Below are 13,166 nucleotides of genomic sequence, written 5' to 3'. Positions count from 1 at the left end.
TTCGCGCTTGAGACGCCGCATCCGGCCCGCACCGGATGGGCGTTTCAGCCGCGGACGGGTGGTTTCGCGCGCCAAACCCGGACACCAAGTGTCCGCCTCCCCGGCAGGATGAGGGGATGGATGCTGCGAGCCCGCGTGCAGAGAGACTCCGGTCGCATCGGCTGAGCGCCCCCGCCGCGACGGTGGCCGCGGCGGCCGAGCACATGCTCGCGACGCAGGCGCAGGAGTTCTGGGGCGGGCGCTGGGCGCTCGCCTCGCGGACCCGCGGCGAGCCGCGGCTGAGCGACGTCGACGCCGCCTTCGACCGCGGCGAGGTCGTGCGGTCGTGGACGATGCGCGGCACCATCCACGCCATCCCTCCTCGCGACCTCGCGTGGGTGCTCTCGCTCACGGGGGAGCGTCAGGGCCGGTCCGCCGCACCGGTCCGTCGTGTCGAGGGGATCGACGAAGACGTGCTGACCGGCGTCGAGGCGGCGACTCGCGCCGCGCTCTCGGGCGGCAACCGGCTCACCCGGAAGGAGCTCGCCGACCTCTGGGAGGCCGCCGGGCACTCCACTGCGAAGCAGCGCGGCTACCACCTCCTGGTGGCCATGTCGCTGCGCGGCGTCGTGTGCCAGGGGCCCGTCGTACCGCGCGATTCGGGCCCGTCCCGCGAGCAGTACCTCGTCCTCACCGAGGACTGGATCGCCGAATCCGCGAGCCCGACCGACCCGCTCGCGGAGTTCTTCGCGCGGTTCATCGCCTCGCACGGCCCCGCCGGCGCGCGCGACTTCTCGTGGTGGTCGGGGCTGCCGCTTCGCGATGCCCGGCAAGGGGCGGCCGCGGCATCCGATCGCCTCATCCAGGTCGCCGACGAGCCGGAGGCGCAGTACATCGCCGCCGGCGCCCGCCCGCGGCGGAGCCCGGCGCCCGAGGTGATCGCCCTGCCGCCGTTCGAGGAGTACTACCTCTCGTACGCCGACCGCACTGTGCCCTGCGCGCCGGAGTTCCTCGCGGCGATCGGTCCGAGCATGAACGGGATCGTGCGCCCGATCCTCGTCGCGCGCGGCGAGATCGTCGGCGTCTGGACGCACTCCGTCGCGGTCGGCCGCCATGCCGACGACCCCGTCCCGGAGCTCTTCACACCCGGGGCAGCGACCGACGAGGAGGTCGGCGCGGCCCTCGACCGCTACAAGCGCTTCATCACCGGCTGACGCCCCCGACCTCGACCGCTACAGCGCTTCATCACCGGCTGACGCCCCCGAGACCACACTTCGGTGCTCCCAACCACGCATCCACACCGTGCGGATGCTGCGTTTCGGGCGCGGATGTGTGGGCTCGGGCGAGAGAGGCAGGGCTAGAGGGGCTCGGGCGAGAGGGGCCAGGGCTAGAGGGGCCGAGGCGAGCGGGGCCAGGACGGGGCGGGTCAGGCGTGGCGCTCCAGGAAGGCGTAGACCTCGTTGTCGTCGACGCCCGGGAAGGCGCCGCGGGGAAGCGGCGAGAACATCTGCATGTGTACGCGAGCACTGGGCCACGCCTTGCCCTCCCAGCGCTCGGCGACGTCTGACGAGGGACGCCGGCAGCACGACTCGTCGGGACACCGCGACGTCGCGCGCTTCTGCGTCTCGCGACCGCGGAACCACTTCGCGTCGTCGAACGGCACCCCGACGGTGATCGAGAACTCGCCTGCCGACGTCGTACCGGTCTGCGTCGAGCACCAGAACGTGCCGGCCGGGGTGTCGGTGTACTGGTAGTGCTCGGTGGTACGGTTCTGCTCCTCGAAGGCCGACCGGGCGAGGAACCGTCGGCACACGATCTGACCCTCGACGGAGCCCGTCACATCCATCGGCACGGGCAGATCGTCGTTCTCGTAGACGCGTGAGATCGCCCCCGAGCCGTCGACCCGGAGGAAGTGCAGCGGGATGCCGAGATGCTTGGTGAGGAGATTCGTCATGCGCATCCCGGCCGCCTCGTGCGTCACACCGAAGGCGTCGCGGAAGTCCTCGACGGCGAGATTGCGGTCCTTCTTCGCCTGCTGCAGGAACGCGACGGAGTTCGTCTCGGGCATGAGGCAGCACGCCGCGAAGTAGTTGATCTCGAGGCGCTGCTGCAGGAAGTCGCCGTAGTCGGTCGGCGGCTTGTGGCCGAGCAGGCGGTGCGCCATCGCCTGCAGCGCCATCGACCGGAGGCCGTGGCCGCCCGGGATCGAGGCGGGCGGCAGGTAGATGCGGCCGTTCTCGAGATCCGTGACCGACCGCGCCGAGTGCGGCAGGTCGTTGACGTAGATGAGCTCGAAGCCCAGCTGCTCCGCCATGATGCTCACGGTCCGGTGCGTCAGGGCACCCGAGACGTGGCCGGCGGATTTGAGCTGCTTCTCGGCGAGCTTCTCGATGTCGGGGAGGTAGTTGTCGTGTGCGCGCATGCGCAGGCGCAGGTCGGTGTTCGCGCGGCGGGCCTCTTCGGGCGTCGCGATCGCCTCCCGCTCGCGCCGCTGCAGCTCGCGGTGCAGGCCGAGGATGGACTCCAGGGTCTCGTCGCTCATGCCTTTCGTCACCTTGACGGGCGCGATGCCGAGCTGCCGGAAGACCGAGCTCGATTGCGCACGTTCCAGCTCGATCTCCAGCGCGGCGCGTCGATTGGGCGGCTCGTTCGACAGCAGGTCGCCCACCTCGACGCCTGTCACCTGGGCGATCGCCTGCAGTAGTGACAGCTTCGGCTCCCGCTTGCCGTTCTCGATGAGACTCAGCTGGCTGCCCGCGACGCCGACCTTCTCGCCCAGTTCATCGAGCGTGAAACCGTGTGAGATTCGCTGATGACGGATGCGGTGGCCCAACGTCGTGAGCTCAAGAGAGGTGGGAGGCATTCCTTGAGCATAGAGAAAGAATTGAGGTTCTTGCGACTGTATTGCGTGGAAACCTCTCCAGGAAGGTCGCAAAGTAGAAGAGAGCACAGAAGCGCATCCGACGCCCCGGGAGGAACCTCGACATGGCACTCGCCGACATCTTCACTCGCCCCACGCCCGTGTCCGCCGCCCCGCCCGCTCCCTCGGCTCCTGCCTTCGGCGCGCGCCCCCGGATCGCCGGCGAGGGCTTGAAGGCGCTCGTCGACTGGGTCGACGAGATCGCCGCCCTCACACAGCCGGCGGCCATCCACTGGGTCGACGGTTCGCGCGCCGAGAACGAGGCGCTGCTGCGGGAGATGGTCGACGAGGGGAAGCTGATCAAGCTCAACCCGGAGTGGCGCCCGGGCTCGTACCTCGCACGCTCGCACCCCAGCGACGTCGCGCGCACCGAGGGCCGGACCTTCATCGCGTCCGAGAACGAGGAGGACGCCGGCCCGACGAACAACTGGATCGCGCCCGACGAGATCCGCGCCACGATCACTCCGCTCTTCGAGGGCAGCATGCGCGGACGGACCATGTACGTCGTGCCGTTCTCGATGGGACCCGTCGGCGGTCCGCTGTCGCACATCGGCGTGCAGATCACCGACAGCGCCTACGCCGTCACCTCGATCGGCATCATGACGCGCGTCGGAGCGTCGGTGGTGCGCGAGATCGCCGCCGGGGCGCACTGGGTCAAGACGGTGCACTCCGTCGGCGCACCTCTGGCAGCGGGCGAGCAGGATGTCCCGTGGCCGTGTAACGACGAGAAGTACATCGTGCACTTCCCCGACACGCTCGAGGTCTGGTCGTTCGGCTCGGGCTACGGCGGCAACGCGATCCTCGCGAAGAAGTGCTTCGCCCTGCGCATCGCATCGGTCATCGGCCGCGACGAGGGCTGGCTCGCCGAGCACATGCTCCTCATCCGGGTGATCGACCCCCAGGGGAAGGCGTACCACGTCGCCGCCGCGTTCCCCTCGGCGTGCGGCAAGACCAACCTCGCGATGCTCCGCCCGACGATCCCCGGCTGGCGCGTCGAGACGCTCGGCGACGACATCGCGTGGCTCCGACCCGGTGACGACGGGCGCCTCTGGGCGATCAACCCCGAGGCGGGCTTCTTCGGCGTCGCGCCGGGCACGGGCGAGTCGACGAACGTAACGGCGGTCGAGACCCTGTGGGGCAACACGATCTTCACGAACGTCGCGCTGCGCCCCGACGGCGACGTCTGGTGGGAGGGCCTCACCGACGAGCCGCCGGCAGAGCTCATCGACTGGGAGGGCAAGCCCTGGACGCCGGCCGCCGGTCGCCCGGCGGCGCACCCGAACTCCCGCTTCACGGTCAGCGCCGCGCAGTGCCCGCAGATCGCGGACGACTGGGATGCCCCGCAGGGCGTTCCCCTCGACGCCATCCTGTTCGGGGGCCGTCGTGCGACCAACGTGCCCCTCGTCGTCGAGGCGACCGACTGGACGCACGGCGTCTTCATGGGCTCGAACATCTCGTCCGAGCGCACCGCCGCCGCCGAGGGAACCGTCGGCGAGCTGCGCCGCGACCCCTTCGCGATGCTGCCCTTCTGCGGCTACAACATGGCCGACTACTTCGGCCACTGGCTCAAGATCGGCCAGAAGCTGCGCTTCGACCGGGCCCCGCGGGTGTTCCAGGTCAACTGGTTCCGCAAGGGCTCCGACGGCCGGTTCCTGTGGCCCGGCTTCGGCGACAACTCGCGCGTCATCGACTGGATCATCCGTCGCGTCGAGGGCCAGGTGCCCGCCGTCGACAGCCCGATCGGGCGCCTGCCGCGCACGGAGGACCTCAACCTCGAGGGCACCGATGTGTCCCAGGCCGACCTCGACGAGCTGTTCGCCATCGACCCGGTGTCGTGGAGCCGCGAAGCCGATCTCACCGAGGAGTTCTACGCAGAGTTCGGCGGCCGCGTGCCGGCGGCGCTCCAGGCCGAGCTCGCGGCGCTCCGCTACCGCCTGAAGGCGGCTCAGCAGTCCTGACCCCGGTCCGGACCATTCGCTGACGGATGCCTCGCCCCGCCCTGTGCAGCGGGCCGAGGCATCCGTCGTCTCGGTGGGAGCCGGTCAGCCGCGGCCGGTCTTCTGCTGCAGCCGCTCGATGTGCTCCGAGGCCTCTGCCTTCGTGAGGTTCGCGGGAACCGTCTCGCCGGCCTCCCGCGCCAGCGTGTCGAGGTAGCTGCGCTGGGCGGCCGTGATCGGCTCGTCCCCAGTGACCCACTCCGACGGATCCTTCGCCGCGGGGTTGTCCGTCTCCTCGGTCGCGCCGAGGACCTCGTCGGAGGCCTGGGGCTGGCCTCCGCTCGCGGCGTTCTCGGGCGCGCCCTGAGTGTTCTGCTCATCGCTCATGCACTCGACGGTAGGTGGGGGAGCGGACAGGCGGCGCGGGGTTGACAGCACGCGGCATCCGTCGTCTCTTCATCGCATCGGCCCGCGACCGCTGCTAGCTTCCGAGCATGGGACTCGTACGGTTCTCGCCGCCGGCCGGTATCGACGATGTGGGCGGGGATGCCGCGTTCCTCGACGGCTGGCACGACATCGTCAGCGCGCTCGTCGCCGAGCGCACGGAGGTGAGCGGTCGAGGGGCCTACGTGAACCCGGCGCTTGTCGAGGTCGTCGGCGGAAGGCCGCGGGCCATCACGTGGACCGGGCTCTCGCGGCCGCTGCTGATGGAGCACCGCGACGACCGGCGAGCCGCGTACATCGCGTCGGAGGAGCGGTCAGCCCAGATCGAGTACCTCGAGTGGCATGTCGAGCGGAAGGACGGCAAGGTCTCGGCTGTGACCTTCACGACCGAGACGCCGGAGTACTGGCGCCTCCTGGCGTCCGTGAACCCGGACGCCGTGCTCGACCTGTACCGGCGGCTCGTCTCGCCTGACGTGAAGCGCGAGGAGCTGTTCCCGGACGACGCGTACGACCCGCTGAACAGGTGGAACACGACCGACGGGGCGGTGCACTACGTCATGCCGATCAACTCGATGCGGGACCTGCTCGGCGTCTCGCAGGAGGTCGAGCCCTCGCACCACGCCGATGACGGCTACGACGCCCTGCCCTACTCGCGCGCCACCGGCGCCGACGCGCGCATCAACTTCGACCTCTGGGCCATCTCGCGGCAAGGCCATCGCATCGCCGCCGCGAACCCGCCTGGCGTCTACATGATCGGCTGGGACGACTCGGGCTGGACGAAGCCCGACGGAAGTCTCGTCGGCGACTACTGGACCATCGTCCGCGGCATCCCGGGAGCCGCGCTGCGAGTCGAGTATCGCGTGCCCGAGCACGAGGGCTTCCTCGTCGGCGACATCGCCATCGGCGGCATCCCGATCGAGTTCGGCGCGCAGCTCGCCGAGCACATCACGATGTCGGCGCACGTCGTCGCGGGAGGCGAAGCATGACGGGCGAGGGAGCGAGCGCGCTCGCGGGGCTCGGTGCGGTCGGGGTCGAGCGTTTGTCGGGGATCACGCTGCCCGCACCGTCCGCCGCCGAGCGCGCGTCGTCGGGGCTGCTGGGCGACGAGGAGCCCGGTGCTGAGAAGACGACGGATGCCGCCTCCCCCGGCGAGCCTCTCTTCGACGCCGCTGCCACTGCCGACATCCAGGGCAACGTCATCCCCGGGTTCAACAAGGACCACCAGCGGTTCCTCTTCTTCACCGCAAGTGAGGTCGAGGGTGCTCGAGCGTGGCTGCGCTGGCTGGCCCCACGACTGTCGAGCATGCAGGAGGTGCTCGACTTCCGGCGCGAGTTCCGGCGCGAGCGCCTCGAATCGGGGAGCTCGAAGCCGTCCAAGACGGCGATCTGGACGGCCTTCGCGCTGTCACGGGCGGCAGTGCTGAAGCTCCTCGGTGAGCAGGCGCTCGCCGAAATGGGCGACCGCGCATTCCGTCAGGGCATGGCGGCGCGATCCACGTACCTCGGCGATCCCGCGACGGCCGGAGCGCCCGGGCACAGTGGCGGCTGGCGCATCGGAGGGCCCGATGCCGAGCCCGACTTCCTCGTGATCATCGCCGCCGATGAGAAGGACGAACTGGATGCCGCGGCATCCGTCGTCATCTCCGAAGCCGCTGTCCGCGGGGTCGACCTGGCCTTCGACCAGCTCGGCGAAAACCTGCCCGGTAACCTCGCCGGGCACGAGCACTTCGGATTCAAGGACGGCGTCTCGCAGCCCGGCGTGCGTGGGACGACGGACGACGGCGAGGACATCAGCCCCCGCTACCTCGATCCGCGCAATCCGCACTCGCGGATCTTCGGCAAGCCCGGCCAGCCGCTCGTGTGGCCTGGTCAGTTCGTCGCCGGCTGGCCGCGGCAGAATCCGGCCGATCCGCTCATTCCCGACGAGGGGCCGGGAGCGTTCCCCGTCTGGGCGCGCAACGGCTCGTACCTCGTGTTCCGCCGCCTGAACCAGGACGTGCCGGCATTCTGGGACTTCGTCGCGCGCGCCGCGGGCGAGCACGGCACGGACCCCGTCCGCTTCGCGTCGATGCTCGTAGGCCGCTGGCCGAGCGGGGCCCCCGTCTCGCGCGCGCCCGAAGCGGACGACCTCGCGCTGGCCGGCGACGAGTTCGCCCACAACCACTTCCAGTTCGACGACGATACGAGGGGCTGGACCCCGAGCGCGGAGCTGAGCGGAGCCGGCTACGCCGGCGATGCGCATCCACGAGCGCGCTCCGACGTGTTCGGCGACGTCTGCCCCGTGTCGAGCCACATCCGCAAGGTCAATCCGCGGGACAGCGGCACGGACTTCGGCGCGCCGGGCGACACGTTCCTCCGACTCATGCTCCGCCGAGGCATCCCGTTCGGACCCCCGCTCGCCGGTGTTCGCGACCCGTCGCCCGACCTCGTCGCGACGGAGAGGGGACTCCTTTTCGCCGCGTACATGACCTCGATCGAGGATCAGTTCGAGTTCGTCATGCGTCGATGGGCGAACTCGTCCGTGCAGCCCAACGCCGGCGGGCACGACCCGATCATCGGACAGAGCAACGTGCACGGGGAGCGCGAGCGCCGACTCCGGCTCCACGCGAGTGACGGCGGGGAGCGCGACATCGTCCTGGAGCGCGAGTGGGTGACCGCCAGCGGCGGCGGCTACTTCTTCGCGCCGGGGATCTCGGCTGTCACGGCCGTGCTCGCCGCACCGGCGTCAGAGCGGTCCGGCCGCGACGAGTCCTGAGCGGGACCGCTCGTCGAATTCGGGCTCGTCCTCGGTGAACGCGATGCCGGACGACGAGTTCGCCGACTTCGCGAGCTGGGCGATCCACGTCGGGTTCAGCTCGCAGGGATCGGGGTCGTCGAACGTGAAGCGCAGCGGAATGGAGGGGTGCACCCAGATCGTCGAGCGTCCTCGAGGTTCGTCGGGGGCGTGCTGCCACGACAGTGTGAAGCTCTCGTTGCGCCGCAGCTTCGTCGCCATGACGACCTTCAGGTGGGCGAGCGCGCGGTCTCGGACACGGATGGGCGCCTCGGCGCCACCGTAGTACATCGTCCCCATCGATTCGTCCTTTCACGTGCGGGAGCGCGGCGGCGCGCTGCGGCACGCCCGATGCACACCTTTGCGCGCCGGACCGCTCAGGTAATCGGTCGGTCCGTCGACTGAGCACCCAGTACGTTTACGTGAAGGGACTCTATCACGCTTCTATACGTAGTCTATTCATGCCGCAAGGATACGGACGCGCCGACCTCAGTTGATGATCTGACCTCGCTCATCCGCGCGGAGCGCCGCGAGCCGATCTCTCCACGTCTGGAGCGCGTCGGGTGTGAGGCGTGTCCAGTCGTCCGACTCGCCGATGATCTTCAGCGGGGCGGTGCTGCGATAGGACCGCGTGGGATTGCCGGGGAACTTCTTGTCGGTCACGTTGGGGTCGTCCTCGAAAGGCCCGGTCGGCTCGACGAGGTAGACGCGGGGCGGATCCTCACCAGGCGCGAGCTCGGCCGCGAGACCGGCACCGTCGCGCAGCGCCGTGAAGTAGATGTGATTCATCACGATCTCGGGCCGGTAGTTCGAGCGGAATCCCGGCGTCAGCAGGTCGCCGACGCGGAGGTCAGCCTTGGTGCCGTGGTAGAACGGTCCGTCATCCGATGCTTCGGTCACCGCGACAGCATAGGACGTCCATGCCGGCCCGGATCCAAGACCGCGGGCCGCACCGGCAGGTACGTTGTGAACATCACCCCGAGGAGCAGAGATGTCGGATACCCACGCGCCAGTCGGCCACGACCACGTCCCCGAGCCGGGTGAGCCGAGCGTTCCCGAGCTCGAGGAGGACGAAACCATCGCGCCGCGCCCCGAGGAGGCGATCGCCGACATCCTGCGGGCCGAGCCCGATGTCGAGGACCACAGCGCGCATCACGACTGACGTCGGGCAGCGGCGCGCTCAGACGAGCAGCTGGTGCCGCGCGAGGTCGCGGTAGAGGGGCGTCGTCTCGACGAGCTCGGAGTGCGTGCCCTGACCCACCACCCGACCGTGGTCCATCACGACGATGTGGTCGCTGTCGACGACGGTCGACAGGCGGTGCGCGATCACGACGAGCGTCCGACCGGTGGCCACCGCGTCGATCGCGTCGCGCATCCGCTGCTCGTTCAGGCCGTCGAGCGACGAGGTGGACTCATCGAGGAGGAGGATCGGGGGAGCGGCCAGCAGGGCGCGGGCGATCGCGAGGCGCTGGCGCTCACCGCCCGAGAGCATCACGCCGCTCTCGCCGACGGGCGCGTCGACACCGAGCGGGCTCCGCTCGAGCACCTCGCCGAGGTTGACGGCGCGCAGCACGTGCTCGCAGTCCGCGTCGGATGCCTCGGGCGACGCCAGCCGAAGGTTCTCGGCGATCGTGCCGGCGAGCGTCGGGGCATCCTGTTCGACATAGCCGAGCTGTGCGCGAAGCGCGTCCCGCTCGAGCGTGCGCACGTCCGCACCGCCGAGGAGGACCGCGCCGGACGTGGGGTCGTAGAACCGCTCGATGAGCGCGAGGGTCGTGCTCTTGCCCGCACCCGACGGGCCGACGAGCGCGACGCGGGCCCCCTGCGGGACCGAGAACGACACTCCGCGCAGCACTTCGGTCGAGGCGTCCGTCTCGAGAGCCGACGGCTCGCCTTCACCCCCGGCGAGGCGGCGCAGATCGTCGGCGACGGACTTGTCGACGTGCGCGTCGTCGAGGGCTGCGAGGGCCGCGTCTTCGGCCTTGCGCCGGGCGGCGACGACGGCCTCGGGATAGCGGAAGCGCACGTCGCGGAACTCGATCGCGGCGGCGGGTGCGACGACGGATGCCGCGGGCTCGCGCTCGACGACGGTCGCCGCGATCTCGGCATCCTTCCCGGTCTCGGTCGGGAGGTCGAGGATCTCCTGGATGCGCCCGAGCGCGCCGAGCGCCTGGTTCACGGAGGTGATGGCGCCGAAGAAGGTGCCGAGGGGTGCGATCAGCATGAAGAGGAACATGACGAATGTCACGAGTGCCGCGACCGAGATGGCCCCGGACGCCACCCGCAGGCCGCCGACGCCGAGCACGACGAGGAGCGAGAGCTGCAGGGCCACGCTCGAGATCGGCACGATGAGCGCGGACACCTTGGCGATGCGCACACCCTGGTCGTATGTCTCTTCCGCGAGTCCGGCGAGGGCCCGCTCCTCGCGGTCGCTCGCGCCGGCCGCCCGGACGGTGCGGATCGAGCCGATGGCCCGCTCGACGCCGGAGGCGAGCTCGCCGACCTTCTCCTGCTGGTCTTTGGTCGCGCGGCGGATGCGTCCGCTGAGCCCGCCGACCACGGCGATCGATGCGCCGATCACGACGACGATGAGCCCCAGGAGGACGGGATCGATCAGCGCCATCGCCACCAGGGCGCCGATGAAGACGACGGAGTTGCCGACGGCGTCGGCGAGACCCTGCGTGAGGACGGCGTAGAGGAGCGTCGTATCCGTGCCGACGCGCGAGACGAGGTCGCCGGTGCGACGCGCGTCGAACTCGCCGATCGGCAGGTGCAGGATGCGGCCGATGAGCTTGCGGCGCGAGGAGTAGACGACCGCTGTGCCGGTGCGCTGGAGGAGGTAGTGCTGGTACCCCGAGATGAGGGACGCGATGACCACGAGCACGACGATGCCCCACACGAGGTAGCCGAGCGGCTCGCTGGCCTCGACGCGGCCGATCAGCACTCCCACGAAGAGCGGCTGCGCGAGGGTGGCCGCGGCACCGACGATGCTCAGGATCGCGACGATGATGAGGACGCGCTTGTGCTCGAAGAGGAAGGGGAGGAGCTGCTTGAGGCTCGCGCGCGGACCCTCTTGAGGTGCGCGCCGGCCGCGGCGGGCTCGGGGAGACGTCGTGGTGGACATGCGGGTTCCCTGTTCCGTGCTCATTCGGGGGATGGGGCGAACGCCCTATCTTCGACCGTACTTCTTGTGAACTGCCTGCTTGCTGACGCCGAGGGCGTCGGCGATGGCGAGCCAGGAGTACCCCTGGGCGCGCGCCAGTCGGACCTGCTCGGCTTCCGCGCGAGCGAGCTCGGCATGAAGTGCCCGCAGGCGGCGCAGCTCGGGCAGCGGGTCGCCGCCCTGTGCTGCGCCGATGGCGGTGCGGATGTCGTCGCTCACGGGTGTCAACCTTAGTTGACGGCATCTCGCGGTGTCAACTTGAGTTGACGTTTGCGTGACGAAGGCCCGTCCCGGTGTACCGGGACGGGCCTTCTGCTGGAACAGGCTGTGCTGATTCTGATCGCGGCAGATCCCGCGTGGCCTCGCTGACGCGAGTCAGCGAGGCCGTCGCCCCTAGTGGGCCATTTGGGCGAGGGCGGTGGGGTCGATGGTGGCGATGGCGCGGGTGTCTTGGAAGGCGCGGATGCCTTCGATGCCTTGTTCGCGGCCGATGCCGGATTGTTTCATGCCGCCGAAGGGGGCGCGCAGGTCGAGGCGGGTGGCGCCGTGGTCGTTGACCCAGACGTAGCCGCAGACCAGCTGCGACCCGACCCGGGTGGCGGATTCCGGCGAGGCGGTCCAGACGGAGCCGCACAGGCCGCCCCAGGTGTCGTTCGCGAGCCGGACGGCGTCGTCTTCCGAATCGAAGGGGAGGATCGGGATGACCGGTCCGAACTGTTCCTGGGTGACCACCCGCAGGCCCGGGTCGGGGTCGACGATGATCGCGGGGCGGAGGAAGTTCCCGCCGGCGAGGTCGCCGGTGGGGAGTTCGCCGTATTCGCGGACGTCCGCGCCGGCATCCTTCGCTTCCTGGATGATGTCTTCGACGAACGCTTTCTGCGCGGCTTGGTGCAGCGGCCCCATCGTGGTCGCCTCGTCCAGCCCGTACCCGATCACCGCCTGGTTCAGCCGCTGCTCCAGCCCGGTGACGACCTCGTTCAGGCGGGAGCGGTGCACGAAGACGCGTTTGGCGTTCATGCAGATCTGCCCGGTGGTGTCGTAGATCGCCGCGTAGAGGCGGTCCAGGTGGGTGTCGTCCAGGATCGCGTCGTCCAGGATCACCGCGGCGTCGTTCCCGCCGAGCTCCAGGGTCACCCGGGTCAGGGTCTGCGACGCCATCTGCATGATCCGCTTGCCCCCGTTCACCGACCCGGTGAAGCACACCTTGTCGACATCGGTGATCAGCCCGGCCATGTTCTCGTCCCGGCCGGTCACGACGTTCAGCACCCCCGGCGGGAGCTTGGCGGCGACCCGCTGCACCACCCGGGTGGTCGCCAGCGGCGCCGACGGCGGCGGCTTGACGATCGCGGTGTTCCCCGCCAGCAGCGCATGCGGCAGCGCCGCGCCGAGGATCGCGATCGGCCAGTTGAACGGCACGATCACCGTGACCACCCCGAGCGGCTGATACGACACCTCGGTGGACACCGGGATCGCGCCGGGCACCACCGGCAGGGTGTGCCCGGTGTCGACCTGGTCGGCGAGCATCAGCGCCAGGTCCCACCGGATCTCGAACACCAGCGCATCCACCCAGGACTCGAACCGGATCTTCCCGTTCTCCTGCGACAAGATCGCCGCATCCGCGTCCCGCTCCTCCGCGATCCCCGCGATCGCGTCCGCCATCATCCCGGCCCGCTCCTGCGCCGACAACGCCGCCCACGCCGGGAACGCCGAGCGTGCCGCCGCGACCGCGTCCGACACATCACCCGGCGACGCCGACGCCGCCTCACCGACCACCACGCCCGGCTTACCCGGGTCCGCGATCCGCAGCACCTCCGGCGTGAACCGCTCCTCCCCACCGATGAACAACCCCGTCCGCACCCCCGAACCCACCGGCGAACCCACCACCGTGTCCGACCGGCCATCCGCGGCATTCGTGCTCACCACCGCGTTCTCCACATCAGTCATCTCGAC

Annotated in this window: 12 protein-coding genes; 5 read left to right on the top strand and 7 right to left on the bottom strand. The window is 70.1% G+C overall.

The window, feature by feature from the left end:
- The first annotated feature begins 116 nt into the window (after nucleotides 1-116).
- On the top strand, nucleotides 117-1,193 hold the full coding sequence (locus tag G5T42_RS02025) for a winged helix DNA-binding domain-containing protein (RefSeq protein ID WP_165124752.1): 1,077 nt from the start codon (nucleotides 117-119) through the stop codon (nucleotides 1,191-1,193).
- A gap of 212 nt (nucleotides 1,194-1,405) precedes the next feature.
- On the opposite strand, the gene G5T42_RS02020 is transcribed toward G5T42_RS02025, so the two are convergent.
- Entirely contained in the window at nucleotides 1,406-2,842 is a 1,437-nt protein-coding gene (locus G5T42_RS02020) for an XRE family transcriptional regulator (RefSeq protein WP_165124749.1), read from the bottom strand.
- Nucleotides 2,843-2,964: 122 nt separating this feature from the next.
- On the opposite strand from G5T42_RS02020, the gene G5T42_RS02015 reads away from it, so the two are divergent.
- A complete protein-coding gene (locus tag G5T42_RS02015; protein ID WP_165124746.1) occupies nucleotides 2,965-4,857 on the top strand; it encodes a phosphoenolpyruvate carboxykinase (GTP) in 1,893 nt (630 codons plus the stop codon).
- Nucleotides 4,858-4,941: 84 nt separating this feature from the next.
- On the opposite strand, the gene G5T42_RS02010 is transcribed toward G5T42_RS02015, so the two are convergent.
- Entirely contained in the window at nucleotides 4,942-5,223 is a 282-nt protein-coding gene (locus tag G5T42_RS02010) for a DUF3072 domain-containing protein (protein ID WP_165124743.1), read from the bottom strand.
- A 107-nt stretch (nucleotides 5,224-5,330) separates the two neighbouring features.
- Between G5T42_RS02010 and G5T42_RS02005 the strand changes: the two genes are divergently transcribed.
- Nucleotides 5,331-6,266: a hypothetical protein gene (locus G5T42_RS02005; protein WP_165124740.1), complete on the top strand. Its 936-nt coding sequence runs from the start codon at nucleotides 5,331-5,333 to the stop codon at nucleotides 6,264-6,266.
- Nucleotides 6,263-8,035 carry a Dyp-type peroxidase gene (locus tag G5T42_RS02000; RefSeq protein WP_165124737.1) on the top strand — a complete coding sequence of 591 codons (1,773 nt, stop codon included), beginning with the start codon at nucleotides 6,263-6,265 and terminating at the stop codon, nucleotides 8,033-8,035. Before G5T42_RS02005 ends, G5T42_RS02000 begins: the two co-directional genes overlap by 4 nt.
- On the opposite strand, the gene G5T42_RS01995 is transcribed toward G5T42_RS02000, so the two are convergent.
- Nucleotides 8,006-8,353, bottom strand: a complete 348-nt coding sequence (locus G5T42_RS01995) for a hypothetical protein (RefSeq protein WP_165124734.1) — start codon at nucleotides 8,351-8,353, stop codon at nucleotides 8,006-8,008. The genes G5T42_RS02000 and G5T42_RS01995 overlap by 30 nt on opposite strands.
- A gap of 189 nt (nucleotides 8,354-8,542) precedes the next feature.
- Nucleotides 8,543-8,953 (bottom strand): NAD(+)--rifampin ADP-ribosyltransferase, encoded by a 411-nt coding sequence (arr, locus tag G5T42_RS01990; protein ID WP_165124731.1) that lies wholly within the window; start codon nucleotides 8,951-8,953, stop codon nucleotides 8,543-8,545.
- A gap of 91 nt (nucleotides 8,954-9,044) precedes the next feature.
- Between arr and G5T42_RS01985 the strand changes: the two genes are divergently transcribed.
- Nucleotides 9,045-9,215 carry a hypothetical protein gene (locus G5T42_RS01985; RefSeq protein ID WP_165123761.1) on the top strand — a complete coding sequence of 57 codons (171 nt, stop codon included), beginning with the start codon at nucleotides 9,045-9,047 and terminating at the stop codon, nucleotides 9,213-9,215.
- 18 nt (nucleotides 9,216-9,233) lie between these two features.
- Here G5T42_RS01985 and G5T42_RS01980 read toward each other — a convergent pair whose 3' ends face one another.
- The 3 genes from G5T42_RS01980 to G5T42_RS01970 form a co-directional block, all read right to left on the bottom strand.
- Nucleotides 9,234-11,177, bottom strand: a complete 1,944-nt coding sequence (locus G5T42_RS01980; protein WP_165124728.1) for an ABC transporter ATP-binding protein — start codon at nucleotides 11,175-11,177, stop codon at nucleotides 9,234-9,236.
- Nucleotides 11,178-11,222: 45 nt separating this feature from the next.
- Nucleotides 11,223-11,435 carry a sigma factor-like helix-turn-helix DNA-binding protein gene (locus tag G5T42_RS01975; RefSeq protein ID WP_206535694.1) on the bottom strand — a complete coding sequence of 71 codons (213 nt, stop codon included), beginning with the start codon at nucleotides 11,433-11,435 and terminating at the stop codon, nucleotides 11,223-11,225.
- Between the two features lie 174 nt (nucleotides 11,436-11,609).
- On the bottom strand, nucleotides 11,610-13,160 hold the full coding sequence (locus G5T42_RS01970; RefSeq protein WP_165124725.1) for an aldehyde dehydrogenase family protein: 1,551 nt from the start codon (nucleotides 13,158-13,160) through the stop codon (nucleotides 11,610-11,612).
- Between the last annotated feature and the right edge of the window lie 6 nt (nucleotides 13,161-13,166).

The organism is Microbacterium sp. 4R-513 (assembly GCF_011046485.1).
Lineage (GTDB): Bacteria > Actinomycetota > Actinomycetes > Actinomycetales > Microbacteriaceae > Microbacterium.
Note: the sequence above shows the minus strand (reverse complement) of the source record. Positions and strands in the feature narration are given on the sequence as shown.